The organism is Microcystis sp. 49638_E5 (assembly GCF_021300285.1).
GTDB classification, from domain to species: domain Bacteria; phylum Cyanobacteriota; class Cyanobacteriia; order Cyanobacteriales; family Microcystaceae; genus Microcystis; species Microcystis aeruginosa_C.
On sequence record NZ_JAJTDH010000003.1, the window covers coordinates 1 to 18,923 of the forward strand.

Here is an 18,923-nt window from a genome sequence, read left to right on the forward strand (position 1 = left end):
ATCCAATAAACGCTTGGGGAGAGAATACCTCTACTTTTTCAGAAGCAATTCTGTCTAAGCAAGTAATCTCTGTGAACCAAGAATCCCCGTCTCTTTAGAGCGGGGAGTGTCAACGTCTTTTTAGCAATTTTTAGCTGATCAGCACTGGTTCTGTCTCTGTCAAAGTTAAATCCACTCCTCTTCATCCCCTTTGTTTACCTCCCGATCTTGGTTTTGATCTTGGGCGGGGGGTGTAATAATCCGATAATTGACATCGTACACTTGATCGGCCTTTTCCCCGCGAGTCTGTTTGGCTGTGCGGTAACTATAGGAATAAACCGAGCCGGTTTGAGAACTGTCACTAGGAGGCTTGACAAAATCAACTTTTTCCCTATCAGCCACCCTAGGCGGGAATTCTTCCCGCTCCTGAATGATCGTCGGTTTTTCGGGGGGTGTATCAAAATTCCAATCATCACCGCTATCTCTTTCCCAATCGTTACTCGGTGGAGACGGAGCAGAATCTTGAATATAGGTAGGTCGGGGAGATGGCGGTGGGACTGTAGGATTATTTCCTATACGAGGGGAAGCTTTTGGGGCAGCCACAGGACGACCAAAACTATAGAGAAATTGCAGGGTTAAACCACTGATAATTCCCGCTAGGGTAAAAAGTAACACCCAGACCGCTAGGGGCAGTTTTACCGTCATAATACCGCCAAAAAAGACCAAAGTGATCGCCCCCAGATTCTGCCAGATCAGTAATCCGCCCACAGCGATCGCAAATAAGACCATAATCCAGCCCATTTTTACCTCCCTTGATTCAGTGATTCAGTAAACAGTGATCAGTAAACAGTGATCAGTGATCAATCACTAAGGGACTTGCGTGGGAATAATATCCCAATCGATCGGAGGGCGCAAGCTTTGCGCCCCTACAGTAACGGATTTTGTCCACAATGTAGGGGCGAACTGCGTTCGCCCAAAAGGTACGTTTTTATGTCAAGCTATTTTGAAAGCCTTGCTAGAAACCAGTTTTATGGATAAGTATAATTACTCACTTGCATAAATGAGATGCTTTCCCACTAACCACTAACCACTGTCCACTATCCACTGATCACTGATAACTGATAACTGTTAATGTCCTTGCCAGCGATTAATGGCCACACAATCGATATCTAACTGATCGAGAGTACGAGCGATGACAAAATCGACCAAATCCTCGATCGATTGGGGATGGTGATACCATGCCGGTATTGCTGGCACAATTCTAACGCCCGCCTCGGCTAAAGTGGTTAAATTACGCAGATGAATTAAACTAAAAGGGGTTTCTCGCGGCACTAAAACCAATTTTCTGCCCTCCTTAATCTGCACATCCGCCGCTCTTTCTAGCAAATCGGAACTTAACCCCCCCGCTAATTTAGCCACTGTACTCATGCTACAGGGAATAATTACCATACCAAGGGTGCGATAGGAACCACTGGCGATCGTTGCCCCCACATCCCCCCAACGATGACAGCGTAATTTTCCCCTTTCCATCACCCCGCATTGGCTGCGCCAAAATTGTTCTTGCAGTTCCGGTTCTGGAGGCATCCGCGTCTGATCTTCCGCTTGCCAGACAGTGTAAGCTGATTTGGAAGCCACTAGATCGATCGTGTAGTCGGCTAAAAGTAGATATTTGAGGGTACGCACGGCATAAATCAGCCCTGATGCCCCCGTAACGCCCAAAATTAGCGGTTTAGATAATTCCTTCAAGCTCTAATTCCTCGATCAATTGTAATCCTCTCGGGTCGCCCACTTTTAATAAAGCACCTCTCGCATCTTCCTTGACACCTAAATCCTCATCTTCCACCAAGGCCTCGATCAAAGCATCGATCGCCGTGGCATAAATCACATTGAAGGGCAATTCTCGGCATAATTGACCAATTGACCAAGCGCAATTACTCCGCACCGCTGCGATTAAATCTCGGCGCAATCCTTCAATTAAAGGCGGCAACACGGTGATGATATCTTCATAATTGACCTTGGCAATCTGGGCCAAACTACTGGCGGCCCATAATCGCACCGCCGAAATATCGGTTTTGAGAGCATGAACCAAAGGCTCGATCGCTCTGCGGTCGCCACAGTTACCCAGGGCCCAAACTACCCCTTTTCTGACGTAACCATTCCAATCTCTGGCCAGTAGATCGATTAAAGGCTCCACGGCGCTAAGACTGGGATTTCGGCCCAAAGCGTAGGCGACACTGACACGCACTAGGGGACAGACATCGCTTAACATCTCTAGTAAAGGAGCGATCGCTCTTTCGTCACGCAATTCACAAAAGGCGCGGGCCGCGATCATTCTCTCGCTCAGATGATCAGAAGTAAGCAATGAGAGCATTTCCTCTGGATCGGGGGGGATTTCCGCTGCTTGATCCGGATCGCTCCCATCGAGAGGATTATTTAAGGAGTTGCTAGGGTCTAGGATTTCATTGTCGTACATACTTGTTAGATTATCTTAATCCGTGACCGCTTACGTCAAGCCCAAAATCAAAAAGTAATTGCTGGTTCGGGAGACTTATCAGTTATCAGTGAACTGAAGATCCAAATCCGAGCGAAGATAGGCAGCCCGTATCATCACTGATAAGCTAAGACGCATTCTCACCGCCTATTCTTGCATTTACAAAACCTAGCAGACTAGAAAGTAAATACAGGGCAAATTTTGGTGTTTTTCCGATGCCAAGACGCGGATTTGAACCGCGGACACGAGGATTTTCAGTCCTCTGCTCTACCAACTGAGCTATCTCGGCGTTTTTCAGTCCTTTCTCAAGATAGCACGCCCTCGAAATAATTGCAAGGTTTTTTTCTAAAAAGTTTTCCCCTCGACTAGATTGGCAAGGTGAGGGTAAAAGTGGTGACAGCGTTGGCACTGGTGACATCGATGGTAGCATTCAGGGGTTTAATCAGTTTGCCGACCAAAGCTAAACCTAAACCGGTGCCACTGTAGCGCCAGGGATCTTGGTTAGGAATGCGATAAAAAGGGGCAAATATTCTTGATAATTCCTCTAGGGCGATTTCTACTCCTAAATTGCTCACACTAATTAATATTTGCTCATCCGCACGCCAGACATTTACCCTAATTATTCCCTGCTCCGGAGTATATTTAGAAGCATTGGTCAGTAATTCCGCTATGATGCGCTCAATATGACACAGACTGCTGTTAATCTCCGGTATATCCCCATCTATATCTAAAATTAACTGCTGTTGTCGCTCGCGGGTGAGAGTGCGAAAAGGTTCCACTAATAAGGGTAGCCAAGAAAGTAAGTCGATCGCTTCCATCGCCGGGGGTTCGGTTTCCGCATCCAGATAGGTTAAAGTCAACAGATCATTAACTAACTTACTCTGACGTTGAGATTCAATGTTAAGAATTTGCAACAGTTCACCGATCGAATCCTCTGGAGCGATCTCGATCCCTTGATCTTCTAGGAGACTCTCTAGGGTTTCCACCGCTAGACGAATGCTGGTAATCGGGGTTCGCAGTTCATGGGAAAGGGTTTTCAGGAATTCGCTTTTTAATCTTTCCAGTTTTTCTAGTTCCCGCACTTGTGCTTGGGAAGATTCGTAAAGTCGCGCCTGTCGAATAGCGATCGCACATTCGGTGGCAATATGTTGAATCAAATTAGTTTCTAAGGAGTTAAAAATATGATTAGCTGGTCGAATTAGCCAAAGATTGCCCAAAAAACCCTTATCGTCAAAGATAGCACAAGCGCAACGGTTAACACGACCAATTTGCGGATTACCAAGGGGAAGACGATCAACAAATTGTAAAATTTGTTTGTGCAGCAGCGGTTGATAGATTTCGGGAAAATCGCTAATTTGACGGGTAATTCCCTGACAGATAAGCTTTTGAGTGGTATATTCGTGGACAATAGTAGCTTTGCTGCGACTGGGATCGTAAAGCTCAATTTGGGCCCTTTCTACGGGTAAAACCTGCACTAATTCCCTAGTGGTGGTTTGCAGAATATGATTTTCATCGAGACTATCGCGAATTTTTTCGGTAATCCGTCCGATTAAGGCTTCATACTTCAAACTCATCTGCAATTCGGCGGTTCTTTGCTGAACCTCCGATTCTAGAGCAGTATTCAAGCATTTTACCCGTTGGTGCAGTTCTGCTTGTTGAATGGCAATTCCCACTTGAATGGCTAATTGTTTGAGTAGATCGATTTCTTGGGATTGCCAAGGGCGAGTTTTTTGGCAATTCTGGGCAATTAGTAACCCCCAGAGTTGGTTATCGCAGATAATCGGCACCACCAAGTTAGCCTGTACTTGCAAAGAAGTAAGTAAGTTGCGATAACAGGGATCAAGTCCCGAATTATGGACATTTTCAATAACTTGAATCCTGCCGCGACGATAATTTTCCAGACGTTCTGGGGATAAATTAAAACAGGGATCCTGGATCCTGTTTCCTAAGACAGAATTAATCCTCGCAGTATGGGATTCCACCACAATCATGCCACTATGATCGGGGAATAAACGATAAATTAACACTCGATCGCAGTTGAGAAATTGTCGCACTTCTTTAACAGTTCTTTGCAAAATGCGATCAAGATCCAACGATTGCCGGATTCTTTCCTGCATTACCCCCAGTAGTTGTTCCCGTTCTGCTTGTAATCTTAAAGCTTCTTCGGCCTGTTTGCGTTCGGTGATATTGGTACTGGTTCCCACTAAACGATAGATGCTCCCATTGTCATCCCGTAGGGGTGTTAAAGTCGTTAGCCACCAGTAGGGTATATTTTGAAAAGGTAAATACTGTTCGTAGGAAATAGTCGTTCCGTAACGTACACAGTCACTGTAGTGTTGCCGCACACTACGCGCATCATCGGGGGGAAGGATTTGTTCGGGAGTTTTGCCTTTAATATCTGATGAGCGCAATCCTGTCCAGCATTCATGAACGGGGTTTGCTCCCACATAGCGAAAATCTCTATTTTCCAGCACGTCCACCACAAAAATCGACGCTTGCACGGAATTAAATATACTACGCAGAAACTGCTCGGAATCCTCCTCTTTTAGCTGTGCATCCAACTCGGTATCGATTTCTGACGGCTGCTTTTCCATAAGAGCCTCCCATTATGCTAATTGGTGGATTTGGATCGATAATCACAAAATCGTCGGCTACTCCTAGAGCGATTTAATTATTTCTTAAGATCCTCGCACAAGTTTTCCTATCCGCTGCCGATTCCGATATATTTCTTTGCAAAAACGAGAAAGCGACCCCAATATACTGAGATCAGTTATCAGTTATCAGTTATCAGTTATCAGTTATCAGTTATCAGGTTTAAGTTTTAAGTTAAGTAGCTGGTTATAATTAAATTAAAAATGGATTTTAGGTTCGATCCCCCCTGCCCCCCTTGATAAGGGGGGCATCTGACAACTTTTAACGCCTACCTACTTAAGTAGCTAGACACAATTAATTACACATATCCAATTACTTCTTCCATGAGTGCCTATCCTCACCAAGAAGTTAATTTTGTGCTATTACTTATCAAATACAGCGTTTCTTATCAAGAGGAAGCATAACCTAATTTGGCATCGACGACCGGCTCTCCAAAAGGAGAACCTCCTACCCCACCATTAGGATAACTGTTTTAATTAGCCAATTATTTTCAGTGATCACTGTTCACTGATTACTGATTACTGATCACTGAATTTAGGCTTCTTGGTTGACAAAAGGCAATAAAGCCATTAAACGGGCCCGTTTCACCGCTTCAGTTAAATCTCGCTGTTGTTTAGAAGTTAAACCGGTGATACGTCTAGGCAAAATTTTGCCGCGTTCGGTGATGAATTTGCGGAGGAGTTCGGTGTCTTTGTAGTCAATCGGTTGACTAGGGGAGATGGGAGAGAGACGTTTACGATAGTAGCTCATAGATTTGTAAAGATTGCTTGACTTTTTAACTAAAGTGTGTTTACTTAATTTCCTTGTGGACGGTGTGCTTATTGCAGTGGGGACAGTATTTCTTGATTTCCAGTCTGCCGGTGGTATTGCGACGGTTTTTGCTGGTGGTGTAGCGAGAAACGCCGGGGGTACGCTTATCGGGATTACTGCGGCATTCCGTGCATTCTACAGTGATGATCAGGCGAACGCCTTTTTTACTAGCCATAACAACAGGGGATCGGGTAAATTTACACGCAATCGATCATTATGACATATCTAGGGCCTTTTAGGCAAGAGCGGCCGGGACGAACCAGGGGAATTGTCGGCTAAAAAGTTGAGTTTGGGATGAAATCCAGCACAAAAAAGCTAGAATAATCACAGCAGTTGGCGAGGATGAGGAAAATGACGGTAAGATTGGGTAAACCGATTTTAGTGACGGGGATAGGCATTACCATCGCTTTCACCCTGGGGGAAACTCTCAATAGTACAGTGAGCGAAGTCGGTTCCTGGGGTATTTTAGGTGCGTTTGCTCTTGGCGCTGGTATCTGGTTCTGGCAAAAACCCAACGCGAAAATCGATTTTTCCCCTCCCACTCCCCTGAGTCTAGAAAAGGTTAAACAAGCGATTACCAAGGCCGAGAAGATAATTAATTATCTGGCCAAAGAAGACCCCCATCAAGACTTAACCCCACTCAAAACCACTTTAACCCAATTAAACCAAGAATTTAGTCGCCAAGACCTGAAAATTGCCATTACCGGTGCTAGAAAAACTGGTAAAACTGCCTTAAAAAAACTACTAGAAACCGGCAACTTTGGAGAATCTATCGCTTTTCTGGAAACGGAACCCCTTCTGACTCTCGACTGCACCGCTAACCAGCAAAAGTCCCTAGCAGCCGACTTAGTTTTGTATCTTATCAATGGGGATTTAACCGATTCCGAATGGCAAATCCTCCAGCAATTCGATCGAATGCACCAGCGTGTTATTCTGTTACTGAATAAACAGGATCGTTTACCCGCCGAAACCAGAGAAGAAATACTCCTTTCCCTGAAACAAAGACTAAAAGAAACTATTCCCGCTCATCATATTTTAGCCATAGCCGCTGCCCCTGAACCCCTAAAAGTTCGTCAACATCAAAGCAATGGAGAAATCAAGGAATGGACGGAACCTCAAACGGTAGTTATCGATCCTTTAGATAATCATCTCCGAAAAATTATCGAACAAGAAAAGTCCGAATTAGTTCTGGGAACTATCTGGAGACAAGCGCTAGAATTAGCCAAGGAAACCAAACAATTACTCAATCAATCCCGACGCAAAAAGGCTTTACCTGTTATCGAACAATACCAATGGATAGCCGCTACTGCCACTTTTGCTAATCCTCTCGCGGCCCTAGATTTAGTTTTAGCGGCAGCTACTAACGCTCAAATGTTAGTGGATTTAGGGGGAATTTATCAACAAAAAATGTCCCTTGAACAAGCAAAAACAGCCATGGCCACCCTGGGGAAAATGATGGTACAATTGGGCATGGTAGAAGTGACAACCCAGGCATTAGGAACAATTCTCAAGGGAAATGCGATTACTTATATTGCCGGTGGTACAGTGCAGGGAATCGGGGCAGCCTATCTAACTCGTTTAGCTGGTTTAAGTTTAGTTGAATATTTTCAAGAACAGGAAATTAACGAGCAACTGAATAATGATTGGAATTGGACGAGTTTGCAGAATAAAGTTAAACAGGTCTGGGAACAAAATCAGCGCCTAGCATTTTTACAGGATTTTGTCAAGCAAACGAGCGCTCGTTGGTCGGCATTTTCTGGTTAAAAAATGTAGTTAAGAACTGGGAAAAGATAAATGCTGACGCAGCACATCCCAGCGCGAACAATCCCAATAATCGATATGAGAAATAATCAGATTATTGTCATCGAGAGTTAATTGGCTGCGTCCAGAAATAGCGATGCGGGGCCGCCAAGGTAAAGGAGTTGTCCAGTGCAATGTCCAACGGGTATTAATAATATTTCCCTGCTGTTCAATTGCGTGGACATCCATCTTGATAGCTTGGAACCATTGACCCATAAAACCAATCATTTCCCGATAGCGTTTAATCCCCCGAAATTGATTGAGAGGGTCTTGAAAATAAACGTCATCAGCATAAATATCATAGGTTTGATCGAGGGGAAATCTTTGATAATCTTGCTGCAAAATAGCGATAATATCCATAAAATAAGTAATTAGTTATAATTAAATTGAAGATAGATTTTGCCTTTGATCCCCCCTGCACCCCTTGATAAGGGGGGTATCTGACAATTTTTAACAGCTACCTACTTGGCAAATTATTCCCGATAGCTATTGCCTTTTTTCACTGCTGAGGGGTCACTGTTAACTATTAAAAGATCACTCCCGTCAAACTAAAGGGACGGACTTCGGTAATTTTAACCTTAACAAATTTGCCGCGCAATTCCTCAAGATTTCCCGTAAAGAAAGTTAAGCGATTGCCTCTAGTTCTTCCCATAACTTGACTAGCATCTTTAGGGTTAACTTCTTCCACTAAAATTTCCTCAATTCTGCCTAAATATCTTTGGGAACGTTCGGCGGCTTTTGTGGCCACTAAATGATTTAATCTTTGTAAGCGATCGCTTTTTACCTGCTCACTTAATTGATTATCCCAAATAGCGGCCGGAGTGCCTGGACGGGGAGAATAGGCCGCCGTATTTAATTGATCAAAACCAATCTCATCGACTAATTTTAAAGTATTCTCGAACTGTGCCTCTGTTTCTCCGGGGAATCCGACAATCGCATCGGCACTAATGGCAGCATCTGGCATTAAATCGCGAATATTAGCAATAATTTGTCGGTATTTTTCCTGAGTATAGCCCCGTTTCATCGCCTTGAGAATATCATTATCCCCCGATTGAAAAGGGATATGAAAATGTTCACAAACTTTAGGTAATTCCTGACAAGCTTTAATTAAACGTTCGGTAAAATAGCGGGGGTGACTGGTGGCAAAACGGAGACGTTCAATGCCGGCCACATCGTGAATGTAGTAGAGTAAATCGGTGAAATTGTGCAGATGTCGGCCGCTTGCCGTCACTCCGGGTAAATCCCGTCCGTAGGCATCGATATTTTGACCTAAAAGGGTGATTTCTTTATAACCCTGTTGTCCTAATTGTGCCATTTCTGCTCGAATTGCCGCAGGAGTGCGAGATTGTTCCACCCCGCGCACCCCCGGAACCACACAATAGGTACAGCGTTCATTACAACCATAGATGACGTTCACCCAAGCGGTAATATTACTATCCCGGCGCGGTTTGGTGATATCTTCCATGATGTGGATGGGTTCGGTGGCCACCACCTGGGAACCGTCAAAAACTTGTTGTAATAAGTCTCCCAAGCGATTTGCGTGTTGGGGACCGATAATTAAATCCACTTCGGGAACCCGTCTTAATAATTGTTCCCCTTCCTGTTGGGCCACGCAGCCAGCGACCACTAGAGTAAGATCGGGTTGAGTTTGTTTGCGTTTAGCCTGTCTACCGAGATAGGAATAAACCTTCTGTTCGGCATTATCGCGAATTGTACAGGTATTGTAGAGGATTAAATCGGCTTCGTTGGCATCCTCAGACCATTGAAACCCCAAATCTTCTAAAATACCCGCCATGCGTTCGGAGTCAGCCTTATTCATCTGACAACCAAAGGTGGTGATATGGTAACGACGTGGGGATTTATTCATGATGCTGGCTACAGAAACAAGAGTGCAGGTTTCTATTTTAGGCTATTTATTCTCTGACTTGAAAGAAGCGGTCGGCGGTCGGCAGGATTCAGTTATCAGTTATCAGTTATCAGTTCACTGAGAAAACACCCTACACCCTACACCCCACACCCCACACCCTACACCCCACACCCCACACCCTACACCCCACTTCCCACTCCTCAGAATTAGACCTAAAGCATACTCAGCCATACAAGCAAAGAAAAACGAAACTTTTGCTTTGAGGATATCTCCTGACTGGTAGGATAAAAATAAACCATAACTAGGCAGTTTAACCTCCACACCCCAGAGGCCACACCTTTAATCATCAAAGGAAAAATATTTATATGTCTAAAAATCAAGTGTTCGACTTCTTCGCCTTAGCCGCTAAAAACGAAGAATTGGGTCAAAAAATGCGCTCAACCCAAGATCCTCAGCAATTACTAGAGATAGCTCGCTCGCAAGGCTTCGATTTCTCCCGTCCTGAATTAGAAGCAGCACTTAAATCCTTGCACGAGAGTCCCGACTTTTTCCAAAAGTTAGCTCATGCAGTGTTAGAAGTTTTCAGCCCTAACCACGATAATTATCCCTCGATCGGTGTCCAACCCTACGAAGGTGAGATCGATCGCTAGAATCAGTCATCAGTGATCAGTTACCAGTGATCAGAGGTGAGTTTTCATTTCACTGTTTACTAATCACTGAAAAAGGCTCCCCTCTCTCCCCAATTCATAGGGAGCATCCCACTAAGCATTTCGCATCTAAGTACAATTGCTTATGGCAAAATTGGGATGCTTCCAATTCATAATTTATAATTCATAATTTATAATTCCCAGAACTACCGAAAAGGCTTGCCATCTAAGCATTTCGCATCTAAGTATAATTGCTTATGGCAAAAGTGGAATGCTCCCAATTCATAATTCATAATTCATAATTTATAATTCCCACTCCCCTCACCCCACTCCCCCACCCCAGCCGTATATAGTATAAAAAAATTATAAAAAAGCCGAAATCAGGGAAAATAGGCTTTTATCTGCCAATAAATCCGGCAGAGACAAGCAAGCCGCCAAGAGAAAACTTAAAGCGGAAATCGGCTCATAGCAAAGGTTTTAGCTGTAGATCTCCTGAGAATTGCTGAGGCTGATGGGCGAAGTCAAGGAATGATTAACTTTCGTTAACCTGAAGATGAGAAATAATCATAATGTTTTATATTGTCAAAGGTGTCATAGTTTCCTATGCTTTTTTTAGGTTGATAATTTTGCCTGACTCGTCAAATTTTTACCAACCAGCCCTAGAAAATAAAATTAGTGGATGAAAACGGTCACGATCGAGATAAAATTTAGGATGGTCTTACCCCCACCTTGCCACGATCCCGACTGCCACCAAAGCTAGAGCAGGAAAAGTAACAAGGAAAGAATTTGACTGAAACAAAATTGATAACGCTAACGAGATTAATAGTTTAGTTTGGCTTGACAAGCGAGGAACAAAAAAATGCCAATTGCAGTAGGAATGATTGAAACCCTAGGATTTCCCGCCGTTGTGGAAGCGGCCGATGCCATGGTCAAAGCCGCCAGGGTGACTCTAGTGGGTTACGAAAAGATCGGTAGTGGTCGCGTCACTGTCATCGTCCGGGGAGACGTTTCAGAAGTGCAAGCTTCTGTGGCTGCCGGAGTGGAAAACGCCAACCGGGTTAACGGAGGACAAGTGCTATCTACCCATATCATCGCCCGTCCCCACGAAAACCTCGAATACGTGCTGCCCATTCGCTACACCGAAGAAGTAGAGCAATTCCGCAGCTATTAAACACCGTTGATCGGGGTCAGCATCTATAGAGTCGAAGAAAGCCAACCATTAGGAGACAAAAATATTATGTCAATTGCAGTGGGCATGGTGGAAACCTTGGGTTTCCCGGCCGTTGTCGAGGCGGCTGATGCCATGGTAAAAGCCGCCCGCGTAACCCTAGTAGGTTACGAAAAAATTGGTAGTGGTCGCGTCACCGTCATCGTCCGGGGGGACGTTTCGGAAGTACAGGCCTCCGTATCGGCGGGGACAGAAGCGGCATCTAATCGTGTTAAAGGTGGTCAAGTCCTCTCGACCCACATCATCGCCCGTCCCCACGAAAACCTCGAATACGTTCTTCCCATCCGTTATACAGAAGCCGTGGAACAGTTTCGTGAAAGTGTTAACCCGCAACCTTTAAGACGAATCTAGAGCGCAACTAACTTTTAGTGTAAACAAATTCCATGCAAATTGCCAAAGTTTGCGGAACCGTCGTTAGCACCCTGAAACCGCGCAGTATGACGGGAGTGAAACTTCTGCTTTTGCAATTCATCGACGCACAGGGGCAACTTTTGCCTAAATACGAAGTAGCGGGTGATATTGTCGGAGCGGGGCTTAATGAATGGGTGCTAGTGTCCCGGGGAGGAGCGGCTCGTATCGAAGACGGTCAGAACAATCGCCCCCTTGACGCGATGGTGGTGGGGATTATTGACACTATAACCGTAGAAAATCGCACCCTCTACAGCAAGAGAGACGAATTTCGTCAATCCGGTTAGAAATCGATAGGACCCAAACACAGTTAATTAACAACCAGCCAGCCAAATTCAGTATGGAGGAAGACTAACTATGGTCGTCCGCACAACGGCGGCTAGTCCGAAAAAGCGGACCAAATCCCCAGAGGAAACGCGCATAGACGAGAGTGCCAAAGTCCACACCTTCTCTAACCTCAGTGGCGCTATCGAGATCGGGGCGCGAGTGGTGATCGCTCCGGGGACTTCCATCCGCGCCGATGAAGGAACCCCCTTTCACATTGGCGACGACAGCAAAATTCAGGACGGAGCAATCATCCACGGTTTAGAAAAAAGCCGTGTGGTGGGAGATGACGGCCGAGAATATTCGGTGTGGATCGGCCGGGGCAGCTGCATCACCCACATGGCACTCATTCACGGGCCTGCCTATGTGGGCGATCGCTGCTTTATCGGTTTTCGCTCCACCGTCTTTAATGCCCGCATCGGGGCCGATTGCATCGTCATGATGCACGCCCTCGTTCAAGACGTGGAAATCCCCGCCGGTAAATTCGTGCCATCCGGTTCCGTGATCACCAGCCAACAACAGGCCGACCGCTTACCCGATGTCACAGAAATCGATCGAGCCTTCACTCGTCACATTGTCGATATCGACCTCGCCCCCAGCGTCCCGGTCAAAGCCCACAGCCCAGCGACTCCTGCACCGGCAGCCGCTATAAACATCGCTAATGAGACGCTATATAGAAATTCGGTGACACCTATGAGTTTAAATACAAACATTCGAGCGCAGGTTCGCTCCCTCCTCTCCCAAGGCTACAAGATCGGCATCGAATACGCTGACAAACGCCGCTTTAAAACCAGTTCTTGGTTAAGTGCCGGCTTTATCGACGGCGGCCGCGAAGAACAGGTATCCCAATCCCTAGAAGCCTCCCTCAGAGACCTACAAGGCGAATACGTCCGCCTGATCGGAGTCGATCCCGCCGCTAAACGGCGCATACTGGAAATGATTATCCAACGCCCCGAAGACACCCCCGGAGAACCAGCCCGCACCACCACCGCCGTCCACGGCGGTCATGGCAACGGTAACGGCCATTCCGACCTGTCGGTACAAGTGCGTTCCCTGCTGGCCCAAGGACTGAAAATCGCCACCGAACACGCGGATAAACGCCGGTTTAAAACCAGTTCTTGGTTAACTGGACCTGCGATCGAAACCAAGAGCGAAGCGGGCATCATTCGCGATATTGAAGCGATCGTGACTGAAAATAGCGATGAGTACGTCCGCCTGATCGGGATCGACCCGCACGCGAAAAAACGCGTCGTCGAAATGATTATTCACCGCCCCGGCGGCACCCCCGCTAGTAACGGCAGCGGCAAAGCCAGCAGCTACAGCGCCCCCGCTAGTAACGGAGCCAGTCATAGCAGCAGTGGTAGCTTAAGTGGGGAAACGATCGCTCAAATTCGTTCCCTGCTTGCCCAAGGCTACAAAATCGGCACCGAACACGCGGATAAACGCCGGTTTAAAACCAGTTCTTGGCAGAGTTGCGCCCCGATCGAAAGCAATCGCGAATCCGATGTAATTACTGCTTTGGAAGATTGTTTACGCGAGCATAGCGGCGAATACGTCCGCTTACTCGGTATCGATGCTAAAGCCAAAAAACGGGTTTTAGAAACAGTGATCCAGCGTCCCGATGGTTCGGTGGCTAGTAATGGCAACGGTAAAACCGCCACCGTTGCTGAACCGAGTTTCAAAAGCTATGCTTCTGGCTCCTCCGGCGGCGGTACTGCCACTTTAACCAGTACCTTAACGGCGGAAACGATCGCTCAGATTCGTTCTTTATTGAACCAAGGTCACAAAATCGGGGCCGAACACGCGGATAAACGTCGTTTTAAAACCAGTTCTTGGCAAAGCTGCACCCCGATCGATAGCAGTCGCGAATCCGATGTGGTGGCCGCTTTAGAAACCTGTCTGCGCGACCATCAAGGGGAATACGTTCGTCTGATCGGGATTGACTCCCAAGCGAAACGCCGTGTTCTCGAATCGATTATTCAACGCCCTTAATTTCAGGACTCGGCGATCGGTGAAGGGAGATAGGTGTTAGGTGTTGGCAGACCGGGAAAAATACCGGAAACTCTAACCCCTACCCCCTAACCCCCGCTCACTGATCACTGATCACTGAGTAACTGTCAATTATGTCCTTACCCCCCGTTCAACCTATTAGCCGCTCGGAATTCTATGTCAATGGTGATGTCACCATTCATGAGAGTGCGATCGTGGCTCCGGGGGTGATTCTCCGAGCAGCCCCCAATAGCCAAATAATTATCGGTGCGGGTGCTTGCCTGGGTATGGGAACAATTTTAACCGCCTATCAGGGTGTGATTGCTATCGGTGCAGGGGCAATTTTAGGTACAGGTGTTCTAATGGTCGGTCAGGGTGAAATCGGTGAAAATGCCTGTATTGGTTCAACCACAACGATTTTTAATGCTTCTGTGGCAGCGATGTCGCTCGTGCCGTCTGGCTCCCTGATCGGAGATACTTCCCGTCAAATTACCATCGAGGTGTCAGCGACCCCATCGGAACCGGAAAGACCCCCTTTACCGGAACCGCAACCCGTAGTCAGTCAAGTGTCCCCAGTGCCGTCCATGGAGGAAGTGGTCGCCGAAACCGTGGCCAGTCCTTGGGATGGCGAGGAAACGGTGGCCGAGGCCAGTCCTGCGGAAACCAGAGAACCAGCATCTACTACTAACCGACCGAATCAAGCATCGGTGGTCGGAAAGGTCTATATCAATCAGTTATTGGTCACGCTATTTCCAGAACGTCATCGTTTTAATGGCAACAATAACCTTAATTCTTGAAGGGGAAAATAATCGTTCACAAGCCAAAAATCTCAACAATAATTACTAAGTAATTAGACCTAATTTATCTAGAGTTCACTGCTGTCTAACTGTCCTCTAGGTACTGGGTATAATTGCTTAAGAATCTAATTCATCTTTAGCGATTGCCGACATTTTTTGAGGTTGTAATTATTGATAATCTTCCTCAATTAAGGAGTAGTTTTAATCGCTCAAAGCCTGATGAGCAGAAGTTTCTGTGTGTCAATCAGGTAAATTTTTGTTGATTTTTTTGTGTTTTTGTAGAGATTGTCAAAGTTAGATGACGACAGATTAAAGAAACTAATCCCCCCGAGAAAAAAAAACAATCAAAATTTTAGGGATAGAGAAAAAAAATGATCAGAATAGGATAAAGTTCGTGTTAAGATGATCAGTTGAAAAAAACATTAGTGAAAATTGCTCCCTAACTTCGCTCCTAGCAGCAGGGGACAGGAGCTTAAGAAAAATCTATGTCGGTTGACGGCGAGATTTTACAGGTGCGACTAATCATGCAGTTTATGGAGGAATAATCCCAATGGTGCAAGCCAAATCCAAAGGTTTCCAGGCCGGCGTAAAAGACTACCGACTGACCTACTACACCCCCGACTACACCCCCAAAGATACCGATCTACTAGCTTGCTTCCGGGTGACACCCCAACCCGGAGTTCCTCCGGAAGAAGCAGGTGCGGCGGTAGCGGCGGAATCTTCCACAGGTACCTGGACCACCGTTTGGACCGATAACTTAACCGACCTCGATCGCTATAAAGGTCGTTGTTATGATATCGAACCCGTACCCAACGAAGATAACCAGTTCTTCTGTTTCGTTGCCTATCCTTTAGATCTATTTGAAGAAGGTTCCGTCACCAACATCCTCACCTCGATCGTTGGTAACGTTTTCGGTTTCAAAGCTCTACGCGGTCTCCGGTTAGAAGATATCCGTTTCCCCGTCGCTTTAATCAAAACCTTCCAAGGTCCTCCCCACGGTATCACCGTTGAACGGGACAAATTAAACAAATACGGTCGCCCCCTACTCGGTTGCACCATCAAACCCAAACTCGGCCTTTCCGCTAAAAACTACGGTCGTGCCGTTTACGAATGTCTCCGCGGTGGTTTAGACTTCACCAAAGACGACGAAAATATTAACTCTCAACCCTTCATGCGTTGGCGCGATCGTTTCCTTTTCGTCCAAGAGGCGATCGTTAAATCCCAAGCAGAAACCAACGAAGTTAAAGGACATTACCTCAACGTAACTGCTCCTACCTGCGAGCAGATGATGCAACGGGCTGAATTCGCCGCCGAAATCAAAACCCCCATCATCATGCACGACTACCTCACCGGTGGTTTCACCGCTAACACCACCCTGGCGAAATTCTGCCGCGACAAAGGGTTACTGCTCCACATTCACCGGGCAATGCACGCGGTTATCGACCGTCAGAAAAATCATGGTATCCACTTCCGCGTTTTAGCTAAGTGCTTACGTCTCTCTGGTGGTGATCACCTGCACTCGGGAACCGTTGTCGGTAAACTCGAAGGTGAACGCGGCATCACGATGGGTTTTGTTGACCTAATGCGTGAAGACTATGTAGAAGAAGATCGCGCTCGTGGTATTTTCTTCACCCAAGACTACGCCTCCTTACCCGGGGTAATGCCGGTTGCTTCCGGTGGTATCCACGTTTGGCATATGCCGGCGCTGGTGGAAATCTTCGGTGACGATTCCTGCTTACAGTTCGGTGGTGGAACCCTCGGCCACCCCTGGGGTAACGCACCGGGTGCCACCGCTAACCGTGTGGCTCTGGAAGCTTGTATCCAAGCTCGTAACGAAGGTCGCTCCTTGGCCCGCGAAGGTAACGACGTTATCCGGGAAGCTTGCCGTTGGAGTCCTGAACTGGCTGCCGCTTGCGAACTCTGGAAAGAAATCAAATTCGAGTTCGAGGCTATGGATACCCTCTAATACAGCCCTTCAGAAGGTTGTTAGCAGTTATCGGTGCAAAATAATGCCGGGGACTTGCCCAAAATCGGCAAGCAGTCGCTAGAATTTCAACACTGATAACTGTCTAGCCAATAACTGAAAACTGTATAAAATGTATCCGAAAAAAGTTGTTCAAGATACCGCGAAAGTCTTACAAAGTTACCTAACTTACCAAGCGGTTCGCACGATTATCGATCAATTGTCAGAAACTAATCCCACTTTGGCTATTTGGCTGAGTCACTATACTTCTAGCCATTCCATTCAGGATGGCGAGGCCTATATTGCGGGGTTAATGACTGAGAATAAAGAGTTAGTTTTGCGGATCATGACGGTAAGAGAACATTTAGCCGAACAGGTTTTAGAGTTCTTGCCAGAGATGGTAAAAACGGGAATTATTAATGACAATACCGAACATCGTCGGCAACTTTTGGAACGTCTCACCCGTACTGCTATAAGTCAACCAGAGACATCGGAATTAAATCTCGATGTTGATGATCTACCCAACCCATAAGGAATCAAGAAACCCATGAAAACTTTACCTAAAGAGAAGCGTTACGAAACTCTTTCCTACTTGCCCCCCCTCACCGATCAACAAATTGCTAAACAAATTCAATACATGATCGATCAGGGTTATATTCCTGCTGTGGAATTTGAAAAAGATCCCAAACCCGCGGATTATCATTGGACGATGTGGAAACTGCCTTTATTCTCTGTTTCTGGCCCCCAAGAAGTTCTTAATGAAGTTCGCGAGTGCCGCACTGAATATTCTGATTGCTATATCCGCGTTATCGCTTTTGACAACATCAAACAATGTCAAACCATGAGCTTTATTGTTCATAAACCCAATGCCGGCCGCTACTAATTTGGCTGTCATCTAATTATTAACTATTGAGGGGGGTTCTTAGACCTCCCTTTTTTTCTATCATTTGTTATTGAAAATCGTTGATTAACATCCAAAAACACTTGATTGGAAAATCATTAAGGTTATTACCTTGAAATTCTACAGATTGATTTCTAACCCAAGCATTTGCTACTGTGCGGAAGCGTGTGTTTTTATATTGATTAACTTTCTCGGCTTCTTGACTAGGATTTTTCCGAGGATCCGATAAGTCTGAGGCTGTTATATAAAGACATTTACTATAAACAACAAACATAAAATTAAATCCTATATGTCCATGAGATAACCATCTTGAGGTTTCAATGTCACATTGATTGGTCATATTCAAATAGACTTCAAATTTATTAAATAGCTTTTGAATCCGAAGTTGATCTAGTTCGTGTTTTTTATTCAGTATCTTATCCCATTCTTCTAAATCAATTTTCAGAGATGTGGAGGTGATATCTATACACTGCCAATTTACTGATGTAGCAATAGGCTTAAGTAAATCTTCTGATAAACCTGCTAAACTCAAAGCACAAGCTATTCTGAGAGTATGCTCAAATTTAGATTCAAAAATTTCAAATGCTTCTTGATAAAAACTACTGACTAAATAATCGTTGAATGCCTTTCTCAACGTTGATATTTCAAAAAAATAGTTTTCAATTGAATGACCTCTACTCCAAATTAATCTCTTGTTAATTTTATGAGTTTTAATATGATCTTTTAAATCATTGCTCCATTCAAATTCTCTAAATTCTCGATCAACAAAGCCCAAAACTCTATTGTTAACATCTGGCGGCTCTTGGGCAACTAAATCACAGATTTTTTCTATCTTAGCTCTATTTCCTAATTCTCCTTGTATTCGCTCCGCAGTATCAATAATAATATTTTTTAGTAAATATAATTTTTCCGCTGAAATTTGAGCTTCATTTTGTTTTAAAAGATTACAAATAATAGTAAAAAACTTCTCATCATCGGCTCCTTCTAGCAACAAAAACCTATCATTTGACATAATTATTTCAGTAACGTATTCTTCAGGAGTTAACTGTAATCTGTTCATAAAGTCG

20 protein-coding genes and 1 tRNA gene are annotated in these 18,923 nt (G+C 45.4%); 11 read left to right on the forward strand and 10 right to left on the reverse strand.

From position 1 onward, the window contains the following. Positions 1-165 precede the first annotated feature (165 nt). The 7 genes from LW728_RS00995 to rpmG all read right to left on the reverse strand — a co-directional run bounded on the left by LW728_RS00995 (position 166) and on the right by rpmG (position 6,107). Entirely contained in the window at positions 166-780 is a 615-nt protein-coding gene (locus tag LW728_RS00995; protein ID WP_004163697.1) for a LapA family protein, read from the reverse strand. 327 nt (positions 781-1,107) lie between these two features. Continuing rightward, positions 1,108-1,725 (reverse strand): flavin prenyltransferase UbiX, encoded by a 618-nt coding sequence (locus LW728_RS01000; protein WP_159247621.1) that lies wholly within the window; start codon positions 1,723-1,725, stop codon positions 1,108-1,110. Next, positions 1,709-2,452, reverse strand: a complete 744-nt coding sequence (locus tag LW728_RS01005) for a HEAT repeat domain-containing protein (RefSeq protein WP_004163699.1) — start codon at positions 2,450-2,452, stop codon at positions 1,709-1,711. Before LW728_RS01005 ends, LW728_RS01000 begins: the two co-directional genes overlap by 17 nt. A gap of 234 nt (positions 2,453-2,686) precedes the next feature. After that, positions 2,687-2,759, reverse strand: a tRNA-Phe gene (locus LW728_RS01010). 76 nt (positions 2,760-2,835) lie between these two features. Continuing rightward, the gene (locus LW728_RS01015) at positions 2,836-5,064 is read right to left on the reverse strand and encodes a sensor histidine kinase (RefSeq protein WP_287764756.1); all 2,229 of its coding nucleotides are present in this window, start codon (positions 5,062-5,064) and stop codon (positions 2,836-2,838) included. 592 nt (positions 5,065-5,656) lie between these two features. Then, positions 5,657-5,872: a 30S ribosomal protein S18 gene (rpsR, locus tag LW728_RS01020; RefSeq protein WP_002770735.1), complete on the reverse strand. Its 216-nt coding sequence runs from the start codon at positions 5,870-5,872 to the stop codon at positions 5,657-5,659. A gap of 40 nt (positions 5,873-5,912) precedes the next feature. Then, positions 5,913-6,107, reverse strand: coding sequence for a 50S ribosomal protein L33 (gene rpmG / locus LW728_RS01025; protein ID WP_002734724.1), 195 nt, complete (start codon positions 6,105-6,107; stop codon positions 5,913-5,915). Positions 6,108-6,283: 176 nt separating this feature from the next. On the opposite strand from rpmG, the gene LW728_RS01030 reads away from it, so the two are divergent. Beyond that, on the forward strand, positions 6,284-7,696 hold the full coding sequence (locus LW728_RS01030; RefSeq protein WP_287764758.1) for a slr1306 family protein: 1,413 nt from the start codon (positions 6,284-6,286) through the stop codon (positions 7,694-7,696). A gap of 9 nt (positions 7,697-7,705) precedes the next feature. Here the strand turns inward: LW728_RS01030 and LW728_RS01035 are convergent, their stop codons facing one another. Beyond that, on the reverse strand, positions 7,706-8,092 hold the full coding sequence (locus LW728_RS01035; RefSeq protein ID WP_002800738.1) for a C6orf136 family protein: 387 nt from the start codon (positions 8,090-8,092) through the stop codon (positions 7,706-7,708). A 166-nt stretch (positions 8,093-8,258) separates the two neighbouring features. Beyond that, the gene (gene miaB, locus LW728_RS01040) at positions 8,259-9,599 is read right to left on the reverse strand and encodes a tRNA (N6-isopentenyl adenosine(37)-C2)-methylthiotransferase MiaB (protein WP_002800739.1); all 1,341 of its coding nucleotides are present in this window, start codon (positions 9,597-9,599) and stop codon (positions 8,259-8,261) included. Between miaB and LW728_RS01045 the strand changes: the two genes are divergently transcribed. The 10 genes from LW728_RS01045 (at position 9,598) to LW728_RS01090 (ending at position 17,838) form a co-directional block, all read left to right on the forward strand. Continuing rightward, positions 9,598-9,720 carry a hypothetical protein gene (locus LW728_RS01045; RefSeq protein WP_256377561.1) on the forward strand — a complete coding sequence of 41 codons (123 nt, stop codon included), beginning with the start codon at positions 9,598-9,600 and terminating at the stop codon, positions 9,718-9,720. The two genes, miaB and LW728_RS01045, sit on opposite strands and share 2 nt — an antisense overlap. Before the next feature lie 244 nt (positions 9,721-9,964). Then, on the forward strand, positions 9,965-10,249 hold the full coding sequence (locus tag LW728_RS01050) for a Nif11-like leader peptide family natural product precursor (RefSeq protein WP_002741693.1): 285 nt from the start codon (positions 9,965-9,967) through the stop codon (positions 10,247-10,249). Positions 10,250-11,105: 856 nt separating this feature from the next. Next, positions 11,106-11,417 carry a carbon dioxide-concentrating mechanism protein CcmK gene (locus tag LW728_RS01055; protein ID WP_002734613.1) on the forward strand — a complete coding sequence of 104 codons (312 nt, stop codon included), beginning with the start codon at positions 11,106-11,108 and terminating at the stop codon, positions 11,415-11,417. Between the two features lie 66 nt (positions 11,418-11,483). Then, positions 11,484-11,825: a carbon dioxide-concentrating mechanism protein CcmK gene (locus tag LW728_RS01060; protein ID WP_002733426.1), complete on the forward strand. Its 342-nt coding sequence runs from the start codon at positions 11,484-11,486 to the stop codon at positions 11,823-11,825. A gap of 32 nt (positions 11,826-11,857) precedes the next feature. After that, on the forward strand, positions 11,858-12,169 hold the full coding sequence (gene ccmL / locus LW728_RS01065; RefSeq protein ID WP_002734360.1) for a beta-carboxysome shell vertex protein CcmL: 312 nt from the start codon (positions 11,858-11,860) through the stop codon (positions 12,167-12,169). Between the two features lie 70 nt (positions 12,170-12,239). Then, on the forward strand, positions 12,240-14,198 hold the full coding sequence (locus LW728_RS01070; protein WP_287764761.1) for a RuBisCO small subunit-like domain-containing protein: 1,959 nt from the start codon (positions 12,240-12,242) through the stop codon (positions 14,196-14,198). 131 nt (positions 14,199-14,329) lie between these two features. Further along, the gene (ccmN, locus tag LW728_RS01075; protein ID WP_002800746.1) at positions 14,330-14,992 is read left to right on the forward strand and encodes a beta-carboxysome scaffolding protein CcmN; all 663 of its coding nucleotides are present in this window, start codon (positions 14,330-14,332) and stop codon (positions 14,990-14,992) included. Positions 14,993-15,542: 550 nt separating this feature from the next. Next, positions 15,543-16,958, forward strand: a complete 1,416-nt coding sequence (locus LW728_RS01080) for a form I ribulose bisphosphate carboxylase large subunit (protein WP_002753365.1) — start codon at positions 15,543-15,545, stop codon at positions 16,956-16,958. A 130-nt stretch (positions 16,959-17,088) separates the two neighbouring features. Continuing rightward, positions 17,089-17,487 (forward strand): RuBisCO chaperone RbcX, encoded by a 399-nt coding sequence (rcbX, locus tag LW728_RS01085; RefSeq protein ID WP_002732424.1) that lies wholly within the window; start codon positions 17,089-17,091, stop codon positions 17,485-17,487. A gap of 15 nt (positions 17,488-17,502) precedes the next feature. Beyond that, positions 17,503-17,838, forward strand: a complete 336-nt coding sequence (locus LW728_RS01090) for a ribulose bisphosphate carboxylase small subunit (RefSeq protein ID WP_002741682.1) — start codon at positions 17,503-17,505, stop codon at positions 17,836-17,838. Between the two features lie 67 nt (positions 17,839-17,905). On the opposite strand, the gene LW728_RS01095 is transcribed toward LW728_RS01090, so the two are convergent. Further along, complete coding sequence (locus tag LW728_RS01095) at positions 17,906-18,916, reverse strand: DUF4435 domain-containing protein (RefSeq protein ID WP_287764764.1); 1,011 nt, start codon at positions 18,914-18,916, stop codon at positions 17,906-17,908. Positions 18,917-18,923: the final 7 nt, after the last annotated feature.

What these genes read in the sequence shown, in the direction of transcription:
- LW728_RS01015 (WP_287764756.1), bottom strand. Translation starts at nt 5,064, where the DNA reads ATGGAAAAGCAGCCGTCAGAAATCGATACCGAGTTGGATGCACAGCTA.
- LW728_RS01045 (WP_256377561.1), top strand. Translation starts at nt 9,598, where the DNA reads ATGATGCTGGCTACAGAAACAAGAGTGCAGGTTTCTATTTTAGGCTAT.
- LW728_RS01030 (WP_287764758.1), top strand. Translation starts at nt 6,284, where the DNA reads ATGACGGTAAGATTGGGTAAACCGATTTTAGTGACGGGGATAGGCATT.
- LW728_RS00995 (WP_004163697.1), bottom strand. Translation starts at nt 780, where the DNA reads ATGGGCTGGATTATGGTCTTATTTGCGATCGCTGTGGGCGGATTACTG.
- LW728_RS01095 (WP_287764764.1), bottom strand. Translation starts at nt 18,916, where the DNA reads ATGAACAGATTACAGTTAACTCCTGAAGAATACGTTACTGAAATAATT.
- ccmL (WP_002734360.1), top strand. Translation starts at nt 11,858, where the DNA reads ATGCAAATTGCCAAAGTTTGCGGAACCGTCGTTAGCACCCTGAAACCG.
- LW728_RS01080 (WP_002753365.1), top strand. Translation starts at nt 15,543, where the DNA reads ATGGTGCAAGCCAAATCCAAAGGTTTCCAGGCCGGCGTAAAAGACTAC.
- LW728_RS01070 (WP_287764761.1), top strand. Translation starts at nt 12,240, where the DNA reads ATGGTCGTCCGCACAACGGCGGCTAGTCCGAAAAAGCGGACCAAATCC.
- LW728_RS01090 (WP_002741682.1), top strand. Translation starts at nt 17,503, where the DNA reads ATGAAAACTTTACCTAAAGAGAAGCGTTACGAAACTCTTTCCTACTTG.
- miaB (WP_002800739.1), bottom strand. Translation starts at nt 9,599, where the DNA reads ATGAATAAATCCCCACGTCGTTACCATATCACCACCTTTGGTTGTCAG.
- LW728_RS01035 (WP_002800738.1), bottom strand. Translation starts at nt 8,092, where the DNA reads ATGGATATTATCGCTATTTTGCAGCAAGATTATCAAAGATTTCCCCTC.
- LW728_RS01055 (WP_002734613.1), top strand. Translation starts at nt 11,106, where the DNA reads ATGCCAATTGCAGTAGGAATGATTGAAACCCTAGGATTTCCCGCCGTT.
- LW728_RS01060 (WP_002733426.1), top strand. Translation starts at nt 11,484, where the DNA reads ATGTCAATTGCAGTGGGCATGGTGGAAACCTTGGGTTTCCCGGCCGTT.
- LW728_RS01005 (WP_004163699.1), bottom strand. Translation starts at nt 2,452, where the DNA reads ATGTACGACAATGAAATCCTAGACCCTAGCAACTCCTTAAATAATCCT.
- LW728_RS01050 (WP_002741693.1), top strand. Translation starts at nt 9,965, where the DNA reads ATGTCTAAAAATCAAGTGTTCGACTTCTTCGCCTTAGCCGCTAAAAAC.
- rcbX (WP_002732424.1), top strand. Translation starts at nt 17,089, where the DNA reads ATGTATCCGAAAAAAGTTGTTCAAGATACCGCGAAAGTCTTACAAAGT.
- rpmG (WP_002734724.1), bottom strand. Translation starts at nt 6,107, where the DNA reads ATGGCTAGTAAAAAAGGCGTTCGCCTGATCATCACTGTAGAATGCACG.
- rpsR (WP_002770735.1), bottom strand. Translation starts at nt 5,872, where the DNA reads ATGAGCTACTATCGTAAACGTCTCTCTCCCATCTCCCCTAGTCAACCG.
- ccmN (WP_002800746.1), top strand. Translation starts at nt 14,330, where the DNA reads ATGTCCTTACCCCCCGTTCAACCTATTAGCCGCTCGGAATTCTATGTC.